Genomic DNA, 21193 nt, shown 5'->3' on the forward strand with positions numbered 1-21193 from the left:
TGATAGTAGGAACATATTGCGGGCAGCTGTCAAACAAAATATCGTTAACGGCATGACTTCAGAGCTTCGATTCTATGACTCGATCACCGATGCGGATGCTGATGCGCGGGGGCATATCGGGATCAGCGGTTCGCACGGCGGACTGTTTGCCGCCGCTTGCGCATCCCGTGCTGGGTTGCGGGCTGTTGTGCTGAATGATGCGGGTATCGGCCTGCATGACGCAGGTATTGCAGGGGTGCGGGCGCTGGCGGATCAGGGTATGGCAGCCTGTGCCGTAGACTGTATGAGCGCGGAAATCGGAGCGGCGCGGGACAGTTTCGAAAATGGTATAGTTTCTTATGCCAATCCACTTGCAATGAGTCTGGGGGTACACACCGGACAGTCGGTGAATGACGCTGCTACATTACTCGCCCAAGCGCCGGAGCCTACGGGAGTTATGGCCGCTGTTCCCGAATCAAGAAACCTAATCAAGGTCGGAGATTTGGAGGTTTTGAGCGTTGATTCCGCCTCTCTGATCACGCCAGAGGATGCAAGCCGCATCATCGTCACAGGATCACACGGCGGGTTGATCGGGGGTAATCCGGCGCGGGCCTGCAAAGCTGCCGCACGGTTCGTCAGCTTTTCGGACGCAGGAATCGGTAAGAACGACATCGGGCTGTCCCGCCTGCCAGCACTCGACATAAGGGGCATTGCAGCAGTGACACTTGATCGCAAGACTTGCGAGATTGGCAACAGTGCTTCCGCGCTGAAAACCGGAATTGTAAGCGCCACCAACCGCACGGCAGAGGCCCTTGGAATAAAGCGCGGGATGCCCCTGATTGACGCGATCCATCTGTTAGCCTAACCGTCCCGCAGATTAGCTCCGGCTTGCGCACTTGCCCGCATGTTCCGCGCAAACAGGGTCACGTCTATTTCGGTCGCGATAAAGGTAGCGCCCAGATCACGGCATTGCTGCTGCAACTCTTTATCCAGTGTCAGGATGCCGGCGGCCTTACCGCTCGCCACGATCCGTTCCATCGCATCCAGCACAGCCGCTTTCACAGCTGGCGCACCGGCCTGCCCGATATACCCCATATCCGCTGCCAAATCGGACGGGCCGATGAACACGCCGTCCAGTCCCTCAACCGCCAGAATATCATCCAGCGCCTCCATGCCTTTCTGGTTCTCTACCTGTGCGAGCAGGCAAATTTCATCCCGCGCAGTGGTCAGATAATCCGCAATCCCCGAAAAATCCGAGGCACGGGCCAGTGCGGAACCCACCCCGCGCAGCCCGTGGGGCGGATAGGTCACAGCGGCCACAAGTTCGCGCGCCTGCTCCGCCGTTTCCACCATCGGGACCAGCAAGCTTTGTGCGCCCGCGTCCAGAAGCTGCTTGATCATCCAGACCTCACCAATGGGCGGGCGGACGACCGGATGGGCGGGCCGCCCGGCAATCACCTGCAACTGCGCCACAATAGAGCGCAGGTCGTTTGGCGCATGTTCCCCGTCTATCAAAAGCCAGTCAAACCCCGCCCCTGCGCTGATCTCGGCAATATAAGGGTCGGCCAGACCGAGCCAGCAACCGACTTGCGGTTTGCCGTCTTTCAGGGCTTGTTTAAACCTATTCGTTGGGGCTGGCATGGATCATTTCCTATTCGAATGAGATGCTGACAGAGCCGAATCCGGCGAAATCGGCTGTTATCTTAGACCCTGACGGGCATTCAACAGGCCGGATAAAACTGCCTGACAGGATGATCTGGCCCGGCTCAAGACTTTGCCCGTATTGCGCCATGCGGCGGGCCAGCCAGACAACGCTTTCTACCGGGTCGTTAAGAACCCCTGCGCCAAGCCCTGTTTCCTCTACCTCTGCATTGCGTGAAGTGATCGCCCCGACCCAGCGCAAATCAAAGGCGTCCACCTTGTGGCGCTGCGCCCCGAGCACAACACCCGCGTTGGCGGCGTTGTCGCTGATGGTATCAAATACCTTTCGGGTCTGTCCTGTTTCAGGGTCCGCCCGCAGGATGCGCGTATCAAGGATTTCAAGCGCAGGGGCAACATAATCAGTTGCCGCCAGCACGTCGGCTCGGGTCACATCTGCACCACCGATTGCGGTGTTCAAAACAAAGGCGATTTCCGTTTCGATACGGGGCTGGATAAACCGGCCCTTAGGCACTGTTGCGCCGTCCGCAAAAACCATATCGTCAAACAGAATTCCGCTGTCGGGAATGTCGATGTTCAACGCGGATTGCATCGCTTTCGATGTCAGTCCGATTTTCCACCCGACAACCGAACGCCCCTGTTCCAGCTTGGCCCGATAAATCGCGCTCTGGATGGCATAGGCGTCGTCCATTCCCATTTCGGGAAAGGCTTTGGTCAGCAGGCCAATCTGTTTACCTGTCGCTTCGGCCTGCAAAAGGTCGGCCGCGGCCTGTGCGTGATCTTCGGGGGTCATACCACTTCGTCCTCAATCGTGTTGCGCAGGGTTCCGATGGTGTTCACCTCCACCTCTACCACATCGCCGGGTTTCAGGAATTGCGGCGGGTCGAGCCGTGCGCCTGATCCAGTCGGCGTTCCGGTGACGATAATATCGCCGGGCTGCAAGGTCATGAAGGTCGAGATATATTCGATCTCGCGCCGGATCGGGTGCATCATGCGGGACAGCACATCGTCCTGTCTGACCTCTCCGTTGACGCGGGTGACGATGCGGGCGTCATCCAGTTGTGCGGCATCGGCAAACGGCACGATCCACGGTCCGATAGCGCCGGAATTGTCCCAGTTCTTGCCTTGGGTCACATTGAACTTCGCATGGCGCACCCAGTCACGGATGGTGCCTTCGTTACAGATGGTGAGGGCTGCGATATGGTCGTAGGCATCGGCCTGCGCGATCCGGCGACCGCCCTTGCCGATGACAATGGCGACTTCGCCTTCGTAATCAAGTTGCGGGCTTTCGGGCGGGCGGATCAGCGGGCGGTTGTGGCCTGTGAAACCGCTGGCAAAGCGGGGAAACAGCGACATGTATTTCGGCTGCTCGGACCCGTCTTTATATTCCGCGTTCCGGTCGGGGAAGTTCACCCCGACACAGAGGATACGCGGCGCATTGGGCAGCACCATTTCGAACTGGTAATCGGTATGGGTCGCCGTTGTTCCTTCGGCAGCAGCGGCTAGCTGATCCAGCCCGTTCGCTTTCACCGCATCAAGCAGGGTCGGCCAGTCAGGGAAAGACCCGTTTAGCGGGATCATGCCGTCGTCCGTGACCGCACCGTAATATGTCCCGCCATCGGCAGAGTAGGTTGCAAAACGCATGATGTTATTCCTTATGGCGCGATGATCGGGCTGGCTTGGATCTCGGAGTCGCGCGTGTCGGCGCCGACAAAATTCGTGCCATGCTCGAACCAGCTGCGCGGTGCGGCAGCGCCCCAAAGCGTCTGGCGCTGCGGATCTTTGAGATCCCATTTGATCGCTTCATGGTCTGGATCAACGGTCTGGTAGTCCGAACAGTATATCTCGATCCGGTGCCCGTCGGGGTCAAGAATATACAGGAAGAACGCATTGGAAATTCCGTGCCGCCCCGGCCCCCGTTCGATGTTGTCGACATACCCAGTGGTCGCCATCAGGTCGAGCAGGTCAATAATGTTGAGCGGTGTGGGTACCCAGAAGGCAACATGGTGCATGCGCGGGCCTGTGCCATTGGTAAATGCCATATCATGCACGCCCCCCTTGCGGTGCATCCATGCCGCCCAGAGTTTTTTGCTCTCGTCGTCTTCGGTGTATTCAGTCACGCGAAAGCCGAAATCGTTATAAAACGCAACCGATGCGTCCACATCCGGCGAGAAGCAGTTGAAATGGTCGATGCGCAGCGGCTTCACCCCGCGATAAAGCGCATATTTCTGATGGATCGGCTCCAGACGGTCCATCTTGTGATAGAACTCCAGCGGGATGCCGATGTTGTCAGAGGTCAGCAGGGTGCGACCCTGATAGGGGCGCTCCACCCATTCGGTCGGGCGGCCTTTCGCCTTGAAATAGGTTTCTGCCTTGTCGAGATCGTCCTCGTCAAAGGTTTTGAATCCCATCACTTCGACCGTGCCGGGCTGGTCGGATTTTTGCAGGATGATGCAGTGATGCCCCCGTTCTTCCATCGCACGCAGATAAACGTGGGTGTCGGTCTCATCCGTCACCTGAAGGCCGAGGATTTCGGTGTAGAAGGTCTTGGACGCCGCCAGATCCTTCACGTTCAGACAGGCATGGGAAAGACGGATGGTGTTGAAATCGGGGTAGAGATTTGGTGCAGGTACAGGCATCAGTTTGCTCCCAGTTTGGTGATTTTATGCTGTCCGGTGGCGAAACCGATGTGCTTTTGTTCCATGTAGAATTCAAACGACCAATCGCCGCCATCGCGCCCGATGCCGCTGGCCTTTACACCACCAAACGGGGTTGGCAGGTGGCGCACGTTTTCAGAATTTACCCAGATCATGCCCGCCTCCAGTCTGTCAGTAAACCGCAGGGCGCGGGTCAGGTCGTTGGTCCAGACATAGCCGGTCAGACCGTATGGAATGTCATTGGCGATTTGTAGGGCTTCTTCTTCGGTGGTGAACGGAATGGAGGTCAGGACGGGGCCGAAGATTTCCTCCTGCGCGATCCGCATCCCGTTATCTGCATTGGTGAACAGGGTCGGACGCACGAAATAGCCTTCATCGCCCACAACCTCTCCGCCCGCAGCCACGGTCGCGCCATCCTGTTTGGCAATCTCGAAGTAGCTGGTGACCTTGTTGAAATGTTCCTCTGTCACCAGAGGCCCGATTTCTGTTGCGGGATCAAGCGGGTGGCCCACTTTGATCCGGTCCACCCGCTCGACCAGTTTGGCCTCAAAGTCTTCACGGATTGTGTCCTGAACAAGGAGACGAGAGGAGGACGTGCAGCGTTCGCCGTTGATCGAGTAGATCATGAAAATCGCCGCGTCGAGCGCGCGTTCCAGATCCGCATCGTCAAAGACAATCACAGGGTTTTTGCCGCCCAGTTCCAGATGGTTGCGTTTGAGCGTATCCGCCCCCTGTTTGGTGATCAGGCTTCCGGTGCGGCTTTCGCCCACAAATGCAATCGCCTTGATCTTGGAATGTTCGCACAGGGCCTTGCCTGCATCCTCGCCAAAACCGTTAACCGTGTTCAGAACACCCGCAGGCAGTCCCGCTTCTTCTGCGATTTCCACCAGCAAACGGGCAGTCAGCGGCGAGGCTTCGGCAGGTTTATGCACCACCGTACAGCCTGCGGCCAGCGCCGGTGCAATCTTCCATGTGGACAGCATGAACGGCGTGTTCCACGGGGTAATCACCCCCACCGGACCGATCGGAACGCGGGTGGTGATGTTCATCAGCGTCGGGGATTTCAGGTGTTGCCCGTCCCGCGCCTGTACCACCTGATCGGCAAAATAACGGAAGTTTTCGGCCCCGCGCAGGGCGGCCTTGGACATGAATTTATAGGCTTGTCCCGTGTCCCAACATTCGCACAGCGCGATTTCCTCGGCCCGTGCCTCAATCCCTTCGGCGATGCGGATCAGGATCTTCTTGCGTTCCAGTGCAGGCAGGTCGCGCCAGCCCGCAAAGGCATCATGGGCTGCGTTTGCCGCTTTATCTATATCCTCACTGGTGCCATGGGCCACGTCACAGATCACGCTTTTGTCCACGGGAGAGGTGGACTGGAACACGCCACCACTTCCAGCGGTGTCCTGTCCGGCAATCCGGTTGGCAATGCCGCCTTCGCGAAAACGTTTCAGATAGCCGTCAAGTTTCCGGATATTGTCTTCAAGCACACTCATGTCAGTTCCTTCAGTCGGCTGCGGTCAGATGGTCGCGGATGGTCCCGCATTTCGGAGAGAGCGCAGCATCTATATCGCGCATCTCGGCAGAAAGGGCGATGGAACGGGTTGCCATCGCAGGGGCAAGAAAATCTTTCATCGTCTCAAAAATTCGCGCAATTGCGTCCTGTTTTACGTCCGGTGCGCGACCTTCCCGAAGGCGCACGGAAAGATCGACAAACCCGTGTTTGGCATTCCCGTCCGCAATCGCGTAATGGTCTACGCGGGTGGCCCGCACACGAATACCCGCCATCGGGAAAGTCTCGATTTGTGCTGCAGCGGCACGGATCGCTTCGCAAAGGGCGCCCAAATCAACGACGCCTTCCAGATTACCAGAGTACTCTATGTGAAAATGGGGCATGTTTGTCCTTAATGCGTTAATGATTGCGTTGTTAATTAATTCGCGCTTAGCTGTCAACCCTTCGACCGTCAACTCCAGCCACTAGACAGCAGTGCTGACAGCCGCTCGCGCCGCTCTGCGACAAAATTTCCCTGCGCCAGAGCTAAAATAATCCCTGAACACCTTGACCCTCCCCCACTGGAAGCCACCATATCACTCCCATGAAACAGGTGATCTGCCTCATACTCAGCCTTGTGCTTGCCTTGACGGCCTTTTCAGCCCCGACGGAGCTGCGCGCATCTGTGCCCGACGCAGAAATGGCGCAGATGGCCCATCCGGCACCAATGAATAGCAGTGATAGCGGTGCAGACTGTATTGGCTGTGATCCGGCGGACGCGAATACGATAGCGGGTTGCAACGATGCCTGTCCGGTAAATTGTATGGCTGGCAACAGTGGAGCCTGCACTCTTGTTGATGTGATGTCCGTTAACATCTTATTCCAACAGACGCTGGCACATGCAATGGACAAGCCTTTGCTATCCGGCATGGCCGCCCCGCCGGAACCTTTCCCCCCGAAACAACTTCTTTGAATCTGACGCTGCCATCCCATCGGGTGGCCCCCTTGTGCGGCTTTAACCCTGAAGCCGCGCACCCCCGACAGTTCAAGGACGAACAAATGTTTCAAACCCCATTCCTAAACCGGCGGCAGTTTCTTGCCTCCGGTGCAGCACTGGCTGCTTCTACAAAAATCGGCGCAGCGAACACGCCCGCACCCGTTAACCCCCCTATCAAACTGTCCGCAGGTACCGGTCAGGCCGCGCTTCGCCCTGCGCCATTCGGACTGACACCGGTCTGGCAATATAACGGCTCGGTACCGGGAGCAGAAATCCGTATCCGTCAGGGCGAGAGGTTGCGCATCGAAGCCCACAACAATCTGCCCGAAGACACTACGATTCACTGGCATGGCATTCGCACGCCTAACGCGATGGATGGCGTGCCGGAGTTGACCCAAAACGCGATACGGGCAGGAGAAACATTCCTCTATGAATTTGATGTGCTTGATGCAGGTACCTTCTGGTATCACCCGCACCATAACAGTTCACAACAGGTGGGGCGCGGTCTCTACGGACCTTTGATCGTAGAGGAACACGATCCTGTAAAAGTAGACCGTGACATCACATGGATGCTCGATGACTGGCGCCTGACCGAAGAAGGCGACATCGCTGGGGGTTTTGGCTCCATGCATGACGCCGTGCACGGCGGGCGGATGGGGAATACGGTGACGATCAACGGCAAGATGCCGGACCGGATGGCCGTCAAATCCGGTGAACGCATCCGTCTGAGGCTGATCAACGCCGCGAATGCGCGGATCTTCGGTCTGGACTTTGGCGCGCTGTCACCCGTTGTCATCGCACTGGACGGGCAACCGGTAACGCCTCATGCCCCCGACAGTGGAGTTGTCGTTATCGGACCTGCAATGCGGGTGGATCTGATAATCGATCTGACAGGCAAACCCGGAGAAGTGATGCCGGTAAAGGACATTTATTATAACCGGATGGAATACACGCTGGTTGATCTGGTTCATGAGGCTACGCCATTGCGGGCTGCCGTGCCGGACTGGCCGATGGAGCTACCGCCCAATCCTTTGTCCGAGCCGGACCTGAAAGCGGCGACGCGACATGAGATCATTTTCAACGGCGGGATGATGGGTCAAGGAATGATGGGCGGCGGCATGATGTCTATGATGAACCAGATGCGTCAGGGCAATATGTGGTTCATCAACGGAGTCGCAGCCACGGGGCCGGTAAAAGAGCCGTTCCTGACTCTGACGCAGGGAACGACTCATATCCTGAATATGGAAAACCGTACCTCGTGGCCCCATCCGATCCATTTCCACGGTCACAGTTTCCGTGTGATCGCCCGAAACGGGCAACCGACGCGCTTTCAGGAATGGCAGGATACCGTAATGATGGCGCCCGAAGAAAAAGTAGACATCGCCTTTGTTGCAGACAATCCGGGGGAGTGGATGTTCCACTGTCACATTCTGGAACATCAGGCCGCGGGGATGATGGGTGTCATCCGTGTAACCACGCAGGCTTAGTCCGTCTCAATCCAGACCTACCAATCGCCGGCGCGTTCCGGCAAAACCGAAGGAAACACTCAAATGACCATTAAGTTTAATAAGACCCGAAAACTGGCCGCACTGGGAACAGCGGCTGCAACGCTCGCAGTTTTTGCGGCTGTATCCCTTGGCAGCGGCCCTGCTGCTGTCTCTGCTCAGGAAGTCAAACTCTACAAGGACCCATCCTGTGGATGTTGCGAAGTTCACGGGGAATACTTGCGAGAGCACGGGTTTGATGTAGAGATCATTCCCACCCACGATCTGAGCGAGATCAACCGCAAGGCTGGTATCGCGGAAGGTTTGCAAGGCTGCCATACCGCCCTGATCGGAGACTATGCCGTCAGCGGACATGTTCCGGTAAGCGTGATCGAAAAGATGTTGGCAGAAAAGCCGGACATCGCGGCTATTTCCCTGCCCGGTATGCCACAAGGATCTCCGGGGATGGGCGGAAGCAAGCAGGAACCCTTCACAGTTTACAGCATGAAGGCGGGCAGCGCCCCGCAGGTTTACGCGGTGGAATAAACACAAAGCGTACCGGCGCGGCATTGGCGGCGGTACGCGACAACGCCTTGTCTGTCATAATAGTTTTACATACCCATGCAATATCCCGCGCGCGCGGCTTGCAGAGAAATGGAATAAAACGATGACAACTTATGCAATCAACGGCCTCGGCCGGATGGGTAAACTGGCGTTGCGCCCCTTGCTGGAACGGGGCGCTGATATCGCTTTCGTAAATGATGCCACAGGTGATCCGGCAATGCATGCGCATCTGCTGGAATTTGACTCTGTTCACGGCCGTTGGCCCGCTGCATTTTCCGCGGACGACGCGTCAATCACGATTGACGGCACCCGCATCCCCGTGACAAAAACACGCTCTCTTGAAGATCTTCCGCTGGATGGCGTCGATGTAATGATCGACTGTACCGGCGCATTCAAAACCGAGGCCAAGCTCGCACCGTATTTCGAAGCCGGCGTCAAAAAAGTTGTCGTCTCTGCTCCGGTCAAAGACGGTCCGACTGCCAACATCGTCTACGGCGTGAACAATGACACCTATGATCCGGAAGCGCACAGCATCATAACCGCTGCAAGTTGCACGACCAACTGTCTTGCACCCGTCGTCAAGGTTCTGCTGGAAGGGATCGGGATCAAACACGGTTCAATCACAACAATCCACGATGTGACAAACACCCAGACCATAGTGGATCGCCCCGCCAAAGACTTGCGGCGGGCACGTTCTGCCCTGACCAATCTTATTCCGACGACCACCGGTTCCGCCACTGCGATCACACTGATTTATCCCGAATTGAAAGGGAAGTTGAACGGTCATGCCGTCAGGGTGCCGCTGCTGAATGCCTCCATTACCGATTGCGTGTTCGAGATGGCGCGTGAAACCACAGTGGAAGAAGTGAACACCCTGTTTCAGGTGGCCGCCGAGGGTCCGCTCAAGGATATTCTGGGGTATGAAACACGCCCGTTGGTCTCTTGTGACTATACCAATGACCCGCGCAGTTCGGTGATCGATGCACCTTCAACTATGGTAGTAAACGGCACCCAAGTGAAGGTCTATGCCTGGTATGACAATGAATACGGCTATGCCCATCGCCTGGTGGATGTGGCGCAGATGGTAGGCGCTTCGTTATGACCCGGGCGGCGGGATTTTCCGCCTACGTTACTGTAACGGCGGCGTATTGGGCGTTCATGCTAACCGATGGCGCGTTGCGGATGCTGGTGCTGCTGCACTTCCATACGCTCGGCTTTTCACCTGTGCAACTGGCCTATCTGTTTGTGCTCTACGAGATTGCAGGGGTTGTTACCAACCTGTCTGCGGGCTGGATCGCGGCCCGCTTCGGGCTGACCTCCACCCTATACGCTGGCTTGGCTTTGCAAGTGGTCGCCCTGCTTGCTCTAACACAACTGTCTCCGGCCTGGTCAATTACGGCTTCGGTGGTTTTTGTAATGCTGGTGCAGGGTCTGTCCGGGGTGGCCAAAGACCTCTCGAAGATGAGCGCAAAGAGTGCGGTCAAAGTGCTGGCACCCGAAGGCGACAACAGCCTCTTCCGCTGGGTCGCGCTGCTGACAGGATCGAAGAACGCAATTAAGGGCGCGGGGTTCCTGCTTGGGGCAGCCTTGCTGGGGCTGGCCGGATTTACGGCTTCGGTATTGGCAATGGCGCTGATCCTTTTTGTCATTCTGATCGCAGTCCTGCTGGCCATGCCCAAAGGTCTGCCAGCGGGGCGCCGCGATGCAAAATTCCGCGAGGTTTTTTCCAAGAACCGCAACATTAACTGGCTGAGCGCGGCCCGTCTGTGCCTGTTCGGGGCCAGAGATGTCTGGTTCGTGGTCGGCATTCCGATCTATTTTTACGCAGTTCTGTCCGACGGAACCGAAGCGGGAAATCGCGCCGCCTTTTTTACCATCGGCAGCTTTATGGCGCTTTGGACTATTCTTTACGGTGCCGTGCAAGGCAGCGCGCCGCGTATCCTTAATGCCTCTACCCGCAGCAGATCCGAACTGCTGGTTCTGGCGCAGAAATGGGTCGGAATGTTATGTGTGGTGCCTGCAATACTCGCGCTTGTGCTTTGGCTGGCGAAAGAACCAACACCGCTTCTGACAACGACCGTCGTGCTCGGACTGCTCGCTTTTGGGTCGATTTTTGCGGTGAACTCGGCCCTGCACTCGTTCCTCATCCTCGGCTTTACCGATACACAACGGGTGACCATGGATGTGGGCTTCTACTATATGGCCAATGCGGGCGGACGGCTGGTGGGCACGGTGCTCTCCGGTTTGACTTACCAGCTTGGCGGCATTGCAATGTGTCTTGGCACCGCTGCGGTGATGCTGGTCCTAAGCTGGCTGGCAACCAGACAATTGCGTGACGAACAAACGGAACAGGCGGTCTCTTAGGACCGCCTGACTGTCTGACCTCTAGACGAGCTTTGCCGTTACACTGCCAAGGCCGGACATGGACACTTCGATCTCTCCGGTGCCTTCGTGATACCAGATCGGGCTGTGAGTGCCGCACATTACGACCTGTCCGGCCTCAAGCGCAAAACCCCGCGATGCCAGATGGTTTGCAAGCCATGTTACGGCTGTCAGGGGATCTTGCGGCGCGGCACCGGTCACATCGTGTTGCACTTCTCCGTTGATGCGCAAAACGGTGCGGATCGCGGCAGTATCAAGTGCTTCGGGCGGAACGCCCGGCCCGCCGGTCACAGCACCCACGTTCGAGATATTTTGCGCAATTGCATCGGGAATATGGGTATTCGGCATATCCGTATGCCGCATGTCCAGTAGTTCCAATCCCGGTACAAACCGGTCAATCGCTGCGGCAACCTGCTTGGCTGTGAAGGGCGTATCACCGGGTAAAAGCGTATCTTTCATGACCGCGACGATTTCCGGCTCAAAGGCGAACTGGGTATAATTTGATGCTTTCAGGTCCACCCCGGATTCCTGACGCTGCTTGCTGAACACCCGTCCGGTGGCCGGTTCTTTCAGCTTGAATCGCTCCATCAGCGCAACAGAATTTGCGGCGATCTTCCATCCTGCAACCGGCCCACGCACATCGGAAGTTTCCAAACGGCGGGTCAGCAGGTCTTGGATCTCGTAAGCGGCCTCTACCGTGCGAAGCGGCGTTTCGCTATAGGGTTTGAACGGTGCGCCGGACTGTACATCTTCTAAAATATTCTGCGCTACTTTTTCGCTCAGTGTCATGTCAGCATCCTTTTAAATTCGGGCATCCAGTCCAGCCCTGCTGTCGTTCCGTTTGCAGGGTTATACTCTGCCGAGACTTCGCCGTCATAGCCTGTTTCGCCAAGCGTTTTTAGCGCCGCAGCAAAGTCTACGCTGCCGGTGCCCGGCTCATGGCGCCCCGGCGTGTCCGCAAATTGAACATGACCGATCCGCGCACCCGCCTGTCTGACCGCTTCGGTCAGGTCCGGTTCGGTGATCGCCATGTGATAGAAATCAAACTGCAATGCGAGATTGGGATGGGACAACTCTGCCAACAGAGCGAGCGGTTCGGCAAGGCCGGTAAGGAAAAAGCCCGGCACATCAGTGCGGTTGACCGGCTCTATCATCACCCTTACGCCGATCTCTGACATAGCATCAGCAGTGTAAAGCAGGTTGCTTTTAAGAACCTCCATACACGCGGCCCGAGACGCGCCTTCCGGTGGTCTTCCGGACAAGACGTTTACCTTGCGCACTTTCAGAGCCTCAGCCTGTTTTGCACAGAATTGCACCGCGTCGCGGAATGCCTCTTGCTGGTCTGGCAGACAGGCAAGCCCCACCGCGTCTCCTGTTCCGCGCGGCACGTTTATCAATGTAACCGGCATTCCGCATGCTGCACTTGCAGCGGCAATTTCAGAGACTTCTTCTGCGGCGGGGAACTGGATTTCCACCCCTTCAAACCCTGCCTGCGCAGCGGCGGCCAGCCGGTCTGGCAATGGCAGTTCGGTGAACATCATGGAGATGTTGGCGATCAGTTTCATGGCAAATCCTCGAATTCAATATTGACACAAAACGGGATTCGGGTGTCTTGTTCAAGAATAAACCTTCTACTTTGCAACTTTCTTTGAGGTTCCTTCCCATGGCGTCCACACCCAAAAAGCCCCTTCGATCGCGTATTACGACCGACGGTCTGGACCGCAGCCCGCATCGGGCTTTCATGCACGCGATGGGGCTGGATGATGCGGCCATTGCCAAACCCATGGTCGGGGTTGTCAGTCAGAAAGGGGAAACGACCCCTTGCAACATGACCCATTACACGCAAGTCGAATACGCCAAGGAAGGTGTGACGATGGCTGGCGGTACACCACGGGAATTTACCACGATTTCCGTGTCCGATGGCGTAGGCATGAACCACGAAGGTATGAAATTCAGCCTTGTCAGCCGCGAATTGATTGCCGACAGCATCGAGGCTGTGATCCACGGCCATGCCTATGACGGGGTGGTCGGCTATGGCGGTTGCGACAAGACATTGCCCGGCGTGATCATGGGCATGGTGCGCTGTAATGTGCCTTCGGTGTTTGTTTATGGCGGATCGGCGTTGCCGGGCCGTTTTCAGGGCCGCGATGTCAGCGTTCTTGACACTTATGAAGCCGTTGGCGCGGTGCAGGCCGGCACCATGACAGAAGACGAATTGACCCAGTTGGAAGAGGCCTGCAAACCCACGATCGGGTCCTGTGCGGGGCAATTTACCGCCAACACAATGGCAATGGTGTCCGAGGCTTTGGGCCTGACTGTGCCCAATTCCTCCATGATCCCCGGTGTCTATTCCGAACGCAAGGGCGTCGGGCACCGCGCAGGCGCATTGGTGATGGATATGATCGAACGGGGCGGTCCCCTGCCCCGCGATATTGTCACCCGTAAGGCGCTTGAAAACGCTTGCGCCATTGTGGCAGCGACCGGTGGGTCCACCAATACTGCCCTACACATCCCCGCTATTGCAAACGAAGCAGGCATTCCCTTTACCGCAGATGATGTGGCCGAGGTGCTGCAACGCACGCCCTTTATCGGCAACCTGCGGCCGGGTGGCAAATATCACGCCAAGGATGTTTACGAAATCGGCGGCGCACATGTGGTGATCAAGGAACTGATCGCCAACGGCTTTATGCACGGCGACACGCTGACCGTGACGGGCCGCACCCTTGCCGAAGAGGTTCAAGACGCCCCTGCACCGGACGGGGAGGTCATTCGTCCGGTTAAGGATGCGATTATGGAGTCCGGTGGTGTCGTGGTGCTGAAAGGCAACCTTTGTCCAGACGGTGCCTTGTTAAAGGTGGCCGGATTAAAATCCCTCACCTTCACAGGAACCGCCCGCGTGTTTGAAAGCGAAGACGATGCCGTGGAGGCGGTTCATACCCGCGACTATAAAGAAGGCGAAGTCCTGATCGTACGCAATGAGGGCCCTGTTGGCGGTCCTGGCATGCGCGAAATGCTCGGGCTGACTGCGCTGATTTATGGTCAGGGCATGGGCGAGAAAGTGGCGCTGCTGACGGACGGACGGTTCTCGGGCGCAACGCGGGGCATGTGCATCGGCCACGCCGCCCCCGAAGCCGCAACAGGCGGGCCGATGGGGCTAGTTCAGAACGGGGACACAATCACCATCGACGGTGCAGCCGCAACCATCACATTGGATGTTTCGGACGCCGAACTGGAAGAACGCCGCCAAAACTGGCGCGCACCTGAAACCCGTCATAAGGCAGGTCTGCTGTCAAAATATGCAGCGACGGTGGGACAGGCTCACAAGGGGGCCGTGACCCATGCAGGAAACGCGCAATGGCCGGAATCCCGCAGGAAAGGAATGGAATAATGCAGCATACGCCAACAGTCGGATATATCGGAACCGGATTGATGGGTGCGCCTATGGCAACCCGCCTGATTGATGCGGGCTACGAGGTGACGGTCTGGAACCGCACCGCAGCCAAGGCACAGCCCTTGGTTGATAGGGGCGCAAAGCTTGGCAAGAACGCAGCGGATGTGGCAGCCCAGTCAGACATTGTTTTCATGTGTCTCACAGACACCAAAGCGGTTGAGGCCGCGGTGTTCGGGGAAAATGGCGTGGCAAGCGGCGCGAAATCCGGCTCGGTTCTGGTAGATTTCTCTTCCATCCAACCCGAAGCCACCCGCACTATGGGCAAACGGCTGAAGGACGAGGCCGGAATGGACTGGATTGACGCACCTGTGTCAGGCGGTGTTCCGGGTGCCGAAGCAGGCACGCTGGCGATCATGGCCGGTGGCGAACAGGAGGTCTTTGACCGCGTTGAAGATGTAGTGCTGAAAATGGCCGCGCGGTTTACCCTGATGGGACCGGCAGGTGCAGGGCAGACAACCAAACTGTGCAATCAGGTGATTGTCGGTTGCACCATGAACATTCTGGCAGAGGCCGCACGGCTCGCCACAAATGCAGGGGTAGATGCGAACCGCCTGCCCGAAGCGCTCGCCGGTGGGTTTGCGGATAGCAAACCCTTGCAAATATTCATGCCGCGCATGGTCAACGCCCAGCACGAACCGCCCCTTGGCCATGTGGAAACAATGTTGAAAGATCTTGATTCCGTTTGCGAATTGGCGAAATCATGTGGTTCGCCGGTTCTGTTCTCGGCACTGGCAGCGGAACAGTTCCGTCTGCTCAGCGCACGGGGCGGAAAAGAGGCCGACGCGCTGGAGATTTATAAACTGACAGGGCCGAGCAAGCTTTAACGACAAAACAAAACAGGCAAAACTGAAACTAAAAAAATAATACTAGAACCCAACACCGGAGACTGTAATGAAAAGATTAGCAACCATGGGGCTGGCGCTTGTGCTAGCAGCTGGCTCCCTTCCTGCCATAGCGCAAGATACAAAGACATTGCGTATCGGTAACTGGCTGCCGCCCCACCATCTGATTGTTGCCGATATCATCAAACCTTGGGCTGCCGCGATCGAGGACGAAACCGGCGGATCCCTGAAGTTTGAAATCATGACATCCGCGCTTGGCCCGCCGCCTGCCCAGTTCGATCTGCTGCTGGATCAGGCTTTCGATGTGGGTTACGGTGTTTCCGGTCACAACGCGGGCCGTTTCCCGATGACGCAGGTTATGGACCTGCCGTTCATGTCAGCTGATCCATGGACCGGTTCGGCTGCGGCTTGGCTGACGTATGAAAAATACGGCGCTGACTATGGCGAACACACCGGTGTGCATGTTGCAGGCCTGTTTACCCACTCCACCCCGAACATTAACATGGCAAAGGGCCGTGTCGAAACGCTCGATGACCTGAAAGGTAAGACTATTCGTGTCGGCGGAAACGTCACGGGCAGAATGATGTCCGAACTGGGCGCTTCCCCTGTCCAACTGCCCCCGACCGAAGCCCAGACCGCCATGTCGCGCGGTGTAGCCGACGGGATCACTTTCCCGCCGGAGTCGATCGACTTTTTCGGCATCACGCCGGTCATTACATCTATCACCCGCATTCCTGACGGCCTGTATACAGATACCTTCTGGGTGGCATTCAACGAAGAAGTCTGGGACGGATTGAGTGAGACGGAACAAGCTGCGATCAACAAGCACTCGGGGATAGCTATTGCAATGTTGGCAGGTTTTGCCTGGAGCAATGCAGACATTGTCGCCGAAGCTAAAATGATCGAACAGGGTGTCGAGTTCATCGATCTGCCAGCCGATGATATTACAAAGGCCAAGGAAACCCTGAAGCCGCTGGAAACAGAGTGGCTGGCACAAGCCAAAGAGAAGGGTTTTGACGGAGAGGAAATTCTGTCTTACGCCCGCGCCATGGCAGAGCATTATCTCGCCGCATCCGCGCCGGCAATGGCCAAGTAAATCCTTACAGGCGGGACGATAGTATACGTTCCGCCTGATCCCCTCCCCAAGCCGAGATAGCGATGTCACCAGCAATATCCGTCTTCGACAGGCTTTGCCTTGCCCTTGCATGGCTTTCCGGCCTGATCGCCTTTTTTGTCATGTCCGTAACGTTTGTCGGTGTCGTCATGCGATACGGATTGCGTAGCCCGCTGGCAGGCGGCTTCGAGATGATCGAGATCGGCATGGGCCTGATCGTTTTCACTGCCCTGCCATTCATGATCCGGCGGCGCAGCAACATAACGGTGACAATTCTGGTCGATCGGTTTCCCCCTGCCCTGCTGCGGGCAACCGGATTTGTGTCCGATGCCATCGGCGCGGCGCTGATGGGCTTCATCGCATGGCGGGTCTGGTTACAGGGAGAACGATTGCTGCGATACAACGAAGTGACAATGGAACTGCGTGTTCCAAAAGGACTGATCGCGCAAGGCATGTCGGTTTTGCTCGTGATCGCCGCTCTGGCATTTTTACTCTGCGCGGTTGAGGCCTTCATGCGCAACCGTCCCGCAACAAGCAATCGTCCGGGGAGCCTGTAATGGGAGTTTGGGAAATAGCAGCCATCTCCTTTGGCGGGGTCTTTGTATTGATGATGGGCGGGATGCCCATTGCGCTGGCCATGCTGCTGGTGGGGCTTTCGGGCATCTGGATAAACCTGTCCGAACGCACGGCCATGGGGATGATCGGGCAACTGCCGATCAACGCCACCATGTCTTATGAACTTTCGGTACTGCCGATGTTCATCCTGATGGGCGTATTCGTAACACGGGCCCGCATGTCCGAAGATCTCTACCGTTTGTGTCACGGCTTCGTCGGCCATATGCGCGGCGGGCTGGCGGCGGCAACAATCCTTGCCTGCGGCGGGTTTTCCGCGCTGAGCGGATCATCCCTTGCCACCGCTGCAACCATGGCCAAAGTGGCTGTGCCAGAGATGCGGCGCTACGGCTACAAGGACGGGTTCGCTGCTTCGGCTGTGGCGGCGGGCGGGACACTTGGCATTCTTATTCCGCCTTCTGTGGTTCTCGTTCTTTACGGCATTGCCACAGGCACGGATATTGGCTCGCTCTTTATCGCCGGGATCATTCCGGGCATTCTGGCAATCCTGCTGTACCTGGCTGCGATCCGCGTTGCGGCCCAAATGGATCCGGAACGCGCCCCTGCTGCACCCCGAGTAGGATGGGAAGTACGCCTGCGATACCTGCGCAGTGTTGGCCCGATCCTGCTGTTGTTTATCGGAATCATTGGTGGCCTGTACAAAGGCGTTTTCACCCCGACGGAAGCAGGGGGGGTCGGGGCTACCGGCGCGCTGGCCTTTGCGCTTTGGCGGCGATCCTTGTCTTGGCGCGATATGGTGGATTCGCTTGTGGAAACGGTCCAGACCACGGCCAGCCTGTTTCTGGTGTTGATTGGCGCTTTGGTGTTCTCCAACTACATGAACCTGATCGGCCTGCCGTCTGCCCTGTCCGACCTGATTACCTCGCTGGGGTTGGGACCGACCGCGGTGATTCTTTCGATCCTTGTGGTCTATCTGTTTCTCGGTATGTTCATGGAGAGCCTTTCCATGATCCTGCTGACGATCCCGATTTTCTTTCCCATTGTCACACAACTCGGATTTGATCCGGTCTGGTTCGGCATCTTTGCAGTGATGGTGACAGAACTCTCGCTGATTACGCCGCCAGTCGGTTTGAACCTGTTCGTGATCAAATCCGTTATCGAAGATCTGTCAGTCGGGGAAATGTACAAAGGGATCCTGCCCTTCGTACTGGCGGACCTTTTGCGCATCATCATCATAATCGGCTTTCCGTGGATCGTCATGGTTCTGCCGGAACTGGCGCGTTAGACATGCCTAAACAGAACAAGACGACGGCCCCACAGGATGCCCCGCTGGAATACGGATCAGAAGTTGCGCCCGACAGTGACTCGATTGATCAGGGCATGTTGCAGGATTTCATGGGAATGTATCTGCGCCGCGCCTATGAGGTCGCCTATGAGGATTTTCGCAGGCGGCTTGGCAAAGATGCCATGCAGCCCGGATATTTCACGATCCTGACGCTGATTGTGCGGAACCCCCGCATCAGCCAGACCCAGATCGGCGCGGCCTCGGCGCGGGACAAATCCAGCGTCACCAAGGCGCTGCGGGCAATGGAGGATGCAGGGTTGATCCAGCGGCTGCGCTCTGCCAGCGACAGACGCATTCATTTGAGTGTTGCGACAGAAGAAGGCATCGCAATGCAAAAGCAGATGGAACTAAAAGCCGCCGCCCACGTGCAAGCCCTGCACGACGCCGTCGGAGCAGAGCGTTACGAAGGTTTTCTGGATACCATGAAAGATATGATCCGCACGTTGGAGCAATCGGCCTGTGAAAAATAGGAAAAGTACGATCCGGCCTGTTCGCCGGATCGTATAAAACTCTTACGCCGATAAAGCACTGCGCATTTCGCGGATTGCGTCGCCAATGTTTTCTCCGTAGCGCAGCAGGCTGCCGCCAAGCAGATAGACGCAATCCTCGCCATAATGGGCCATCATATCCCCCAGCCGGTCAAGTGACATACCTCCCCCCGGACTGGGCAGGATAGCCGGGCCGACACCGGAGCCCGCACGACAGGCATCCACGATCGCGCTGCATTCCTCTTTTGAGAAGCCGAAACGCCCGCCGTAGTTCGGAAAGACAGAAATATCTGCCCCCGCCAGCCGCATCAACTGGCCGAACAGCATCCCGTGGCTGTACCCGTGATCCGGCGACAGCACATAAGGCCCCAAGTGGCTTGGGTGGGCCATGATCGGCAGATCGAAATCCCTATCCTGCGCAAGACGGTTCATGGCGTCAAAACCGAACAGGCCGGGGATCAGCAGGATACCACCGGCACCTGCCTCTTTGGCATAATAGGCCAGATCGCGAACCTGATCCCCGTGACCGCCAATGCTGGCAAAGTAGAGCGCGCGGGTAGTGTCCCCCTGATCCGCCCTTTCCCGGTTTGCCCTCTGAACCGCTGCGGCACAGGCTTTCACCCGTTCTTTAAACGGGGCAGCATCCTGATTGGACAGTCCGTGGTCCTCTTTCACGATATCCGCGCCCGCCACAGCCGTCAGATAGCACAGCCGCGCCAGTGTTTCGGACGAACTGCCCTGTGGTTTGATCACGGGACAGACATAGCCCCCGGATTTCCGCCCCGTCAGTTCGCGCAAACCCGCAGCGCCAAAGCGTGCGCCGGGAAACCGCGCTGATAAATCGGCATTCACGCTCAGATCAATAGCTTTAACACCACGCAGGATTGAAGCGTTACCGAGGATCACGTTCAGCAGTTGGGGCAGTTCATGCCCCACCGCATCCACATGATACCCGATCCGCCCGACCCAGACTCCGTTGCCACAGTCCGTAACCGCTTCGACCTGACCCAGCACAGTGTCTTCTACATAGCCCGCTGGGACAACATCGCGGGGGATCTCAACCGTGTCTTCCAACGCGATTGCTTCGGCGCGGGCCATTGCATCGGCATCATCTTCCGCAACAATCCTGTAGGTTACGGTGAAACGCTCCATCAGAGGCCCTCCGCCTTGGCCAGCGAGTGGACGGCGTCAACGCGGGCTTCCGCCAGATCGGCTTCGCTAATGCCGAGTTTCTTTCCCAGCAGATCCTCAACCCCTTGGGTCAGCGCCAGCGCATCCAGCCCGTAATAGCGCATCAGATAGGCGCGGCTGCCACCATGGGCATAAGTGTCCTTCAAACCCAGACGGCGCAGTTTCTTGCCAACACCATTGTCCGCCATGACCTCTGCCACCAGCGAGCCGATACCCCCTTCGGTAACGTGGTTTTCCAGCGTGATCACCCCGCCTTTGACCGCGTTGATATGGTCAAGGATTGCCTCGGCATTAAACGGTTTGATGGTGTGCAGGTGCAAATGGCGCACGGAAACGCCCGCCGCTTCCAGCGCTTTGGTTGCACGCATGGCTTCTTCGGTGGTGATGCCGGCAGTGACGATCAAGACGTCATTGCCAAGGCTGAGTTCGCGCATCTCTCCGACTTTGATCGGCGTGTCGAACAGGCGCGGCATGGAACCGCGCAGGACGCGGCAATATACCGGACCGTCAATGCTGTCAGCCGCTTCACAGATGCTCTCCACCTCGGTCGCATCGCCGGTTTCAAGGATGGTCATATTCGGCATCGAGCGCATGACCGAAATATCCTCGATCGCCTGATGGGTCATGCCCCCCGGCGTGGTGATACCGGGCAAAAAGCCCATGATCCGAACCTTGCGCCGTGGATAGGCAATAGACGCCATCAACTGGTCATAGGGACGACGATAAGTGAAGACCCCGAAGGTGTGGATAAAGGGGCGATACCCCGCAAGACCAAGCCCGCCGCAGAAGCTCATCATGTTCTGTTCAGCCATCCCCATCGAGAGGAACTGGTCAGGGTGGTTGTCGCGGAATTTGTCGATTTCACAAGACGATGTCAGATCCGCAGAGATACACAGAACCTCGGGATTGGCGAGTGCGTGTTTTTCAAAAGCCCGCTCGTAGGGGCGGCTTACCATTTCTACCATTTTAACGGCTCCG

General features: G+C 57.2%; 21 protein-coding genes. 11 read left to right on the forward strand and 10 right to left on the reverse strand.

Annotated features, from left to right (window positions below):
• Nucleotides 1–52 precede the first annotated feature (52 nt).
• Nucleotides 53–844 carry a hypothetical protein gene (locus C0U40_RS11270; RefSeq protein WP_101655889.1) on the forward strand — a complete coding sequence of 264 codons (792 nt, stop codon included), beginning with the start codon at nt 53–55 and terminating at the stop codon, nt 842–844.
• On the opposite strand, the gene C0U40_RS11275 is transcribed toward C0U40_RS11270, so the two are convergent.
• From C0U40_RS11275 to C0U40_RS11300, 6 genes are read right to left on the reverse strand one after another with little or no spacing between them, the layout of a single operon-like run.
• A complete protein-coding gene (locus tag C0U40_RS11275) occupies nt 841–1620 on the reverse strand; it encodes an aldolase/citrate lyase family protein (protein WP_101655890.1) in 780 nt (259 codons plus the stop codon). The two genes, C0U40_RS11270 and C0U40_RS11275, sit on opposite strands and share 4 nt — an antisense overlap.
• A 10-nt stretch (nt 1621–1630) precedes the next feature.
• Nucleotides 1631–2431, reverse strand: coding sequence for a 2-oxo-hept-4-ene-1,7-dioate hydratase (hpaH, locus tag C0U40_RS11280; protein ID WP_101655891.1), 801 nt, complete (start codon nt 2429–2431; stop codon nt 1631–1633).
• A complete protein-coding gene (locus C0U40_RS11285; RefSeq protein ID WP_101655892.1) occupies nt 2428–3282 on the reverse strand; it encodes a fumarylacetoacetate hydrolase family protein in 855 nt (284 codons plus the stop codon). The genes hpaH and C0U40_RS11285 overlap by 4 nt, the downstream gene beginning before the upstream one ends.
• A gap of 11 nt (nt 3283–3293) precedes the next feature.
• Nucleotides 3294–4277: a 3,4-dihydroxyphenylacetate 2,3-dioxygenase gene (hpaD, locus tag C0U40_RS11290; protein WP_101655893.1), complete on the reverse strand. Its 984-nt coding sequence runs from the start codon at nt 4275–4277 to the stop codon at nt 3294–3296.
• Nucleotides 4277–5788 carry a 5-carboxymethyl-2-hydroxymuconate semialdehyde dehydrogenase gene (gene hpaE / locus C0U40_RS11295; protein WP_101655894.1) on the reverse strand — a complete coding sequence of 504 codons (1512 nt, stop codon included), beginning with the start codon at nt 5786–5788 and terminating at the stop codon, nt 4277–4279. The genes hpaD and hpaE overlap by 1 nt, the downstream gene beginning before the upstream one ends.
• A 10-nt stretch (nt 5789–5798) precedes the next feature.
• Nucleotides 5799–6188 (reverse strand): 5-carboxymethyl-2-hydroxymuconate Delta-isomerase, encoded by a 390-nt coding sequence (locus C0U40_RS11300; RefSeq protein WP_101655895.1) that lies wholly within the window; start codon nt 6186–6188, stop codon nt 5799–5801.
• A 655-nt stretch (nt 6189–6843) separates the two neighbouring features.
• Between C0U40_RS11300 and C0U40_RS11310 the strand changes: the two genes are divergently transcribed.
• The 4 genes from C0U40_RS11310 (at nt 6844) to arsJ (ending at nt 11193) form a co-directional block, all read left to right on the forward strand.
• Nucleotides 6844–8268, forward strand: coding sequence for a multicopper oxidase family protein (locus C0U40_RS11310; RefSeq protein ID WP_101655897.1), 1425 nt, complete (start codon nt 6844–6846; stop codon nt 8266–8268).
• Between the two features lie 63 nt (nt 8269–8331).
• Nucleotides 8332–8811 carry a DUF411 domain-containing protein gene (locus C0U40_RS11315; RefSeq protein WP_101655898.1) on the forward strand — a complete coding sequence of 160 codons (480 nt, stop codon included), beginning with the start codon at nt 8332–8334 and terminating at the stop codon, nt 8809–8811.
• Between the two features lie 121 nt (nt 8812–8932).
• Entirely contained in the window at nt 8933–9931 is a 999-nt protein-coding gene (locus tag C0U40_RS11320; RefSeq protein ID WP_101655899.1) for an ArsJ-associated glyceraldehyde-3-phosphate dehydrogenase, read from the forward strand.
• Nucleotides 9928–11193, forward strand: a complete 1266-nt coding sequence (arsJ, locus tag C0U40_RS11325) for an organoarsenical effux MFS transporter ArsJ (protein ID WP_101655900.1) — start codon at nt 9928–9930, stop codon at nt 11191–11193. The genes C0U40_RS11320 and arsJ overlap by 4 nt, the downstream gene beginning before the upstream one ends.
• A 21-nt stretch (nt 11194–11214) precedes the next feature.
• On the opposite strand, the gene C0U40_RS11330 is transcribed toward arsJ, so the two are convergent.
• Nucleotides 11215–12000, reverse strand: coding sequence for a 2-keto-4-pentenoate hydratase (locus C0U40_RS11330; protein ID WP_101655901.1), 786 nt, complete (start codon nt 11998–12000; stop codon nt 11215–11217).
• Entirely contained in the window at nt 11997–12776 is a 780-nt protein-coding gene (locus tag C0U40_RS11335) for a hydroxypyruvate isomerase family protein (RefSeq protein ID WP_101655902.1), read from the reverse strand. The genes C0U40_RS11330 and C0U40_RS11335 overlap by 4 nt, the downstream gene beginning before the upstream one ends.
• A gap of 98 nt (nt 12777–12874) precedes the next feature.
• On the opposite strand from C0U40_RS11335, the gene ilvD reads away from it, so the two are divergent.
• From ilvD to C0U40_RS11365, 6 genes are all read left to right on the forward strand, one after another.
• A complete protein-coding gene (gene ilvD, locus C0U40_RS11340; protein WP_101655903.1) occupies nt 12875–14599 on the forward strand; it encodes a dihydroxy-acid dehydratase in 1725 nt (574 codons plus the stop codon).
• Nucleotides 14599–15486, forward strand: coding sequence for an NAD(P)-dependent oxidoreductase (locus C0U40_RS11345; RefSeq protein ID WP_180957679.1), 888 nt, complete (start codon nt 14599–14601; stop codon nt 15484–15486). The genes ilvD and C0U40_RS11345 overlap by 1 nt, the downstream gene beginning before the upstream one ends.
• Before the next feature lie 67 nt (nt 15487–15553).
• Nucleotides 15554–16600: a TRAP transporter substrate-binding protein gene (locus tag C0U40_RS11350; protein WP_101655905.1), complete on the forward strand. Its 1047-nt coding sequence runs from the start codon at nt 15554–15556 to the stop codon at nt 16598–16600.
• Between the two features lie 62 nt (nt 16601–16662).
• Nucleotides 16663–17175 (forward strand): TRAP transporter small permease, encoded by a 513-nt coding sequence (locus tag C0U40_RS11355; protein WP_101655906.1) that lies wholly within the window; start codon nt 16663–16665, stop codon nt 17173–17175.
• Nucleotides 17175–18476, forward strand: a complete 1302-nt coding sequence (locus tag C0U40_RS11360; RefSeq protein WP_101655907.1) for a TRAP transporter large permease — start codon at nt 17175–17177, stop codon at nt 18474–18476. Before C0U40_RS11355 ends, C0U40_RS11360 begins: the two co-directional genes overlap by 1 nt.
• 2 nt (nt 18477–18478) lie before the next feature.
• Nucleotides 18479–19006 carry a MarR family winged helix-turn-helix transcriptional regulator gene (locus C0U40_RS11365; RefSeq protein WP_101655908.1) on the forward strand — a complete coding sequence of 176 codons (528 nt, stop codon included), beginning with the start codon at nt 18479–18481 and terminating at the stop codon, nt 19004–19006.
• A 42-nt stretch (nt 19007–19048) separates the two neighbouring features.
• Here C0U40_RS11365 and C0U40_RS11370 read toward each other — a convergent pair whose 3' ends face one another.
• Both C0U40_RS11370 and C0U40_RS11375 read right to left on the reverse strand, forming a co-directional pair.
• Nucleotides 19049–20176 (reverse strand): RuBisCO large subunit C-terminal-like domain-containing protein, encoded by a 1128-nt coding sequence (locus C0U40_RS11370; RefSeq protein WP_101655909.1) that lies wholly within the window; start codon nt 20174–20176, stop codon nt 19049–19051.
• Entirely contained in the window at nt 20176–21180 is a 1005-nt protein-coding gene (locus tag C0U40_RS11375) for a transketolase family protein (protein WP_101655910.1), read from the reverse strand. Before C0U40_RS11375 ends, C0U40_RS11370 begins: the two co-directional genes overlap by 1 nt.
• Nucleotides 21181–21193: the final 13 nt, after the last annotated feature.

The sequence above is a fragment of the Neptunicoccus cionae genome (assembly GCF_002860325.1).
Lineage (GTDB): Bacteria > Pseudomonadota > Alphaproteobacteria > Rhodobacterales > Rhodobacteraceae > Amylibacter > Amylibacter lutimaris.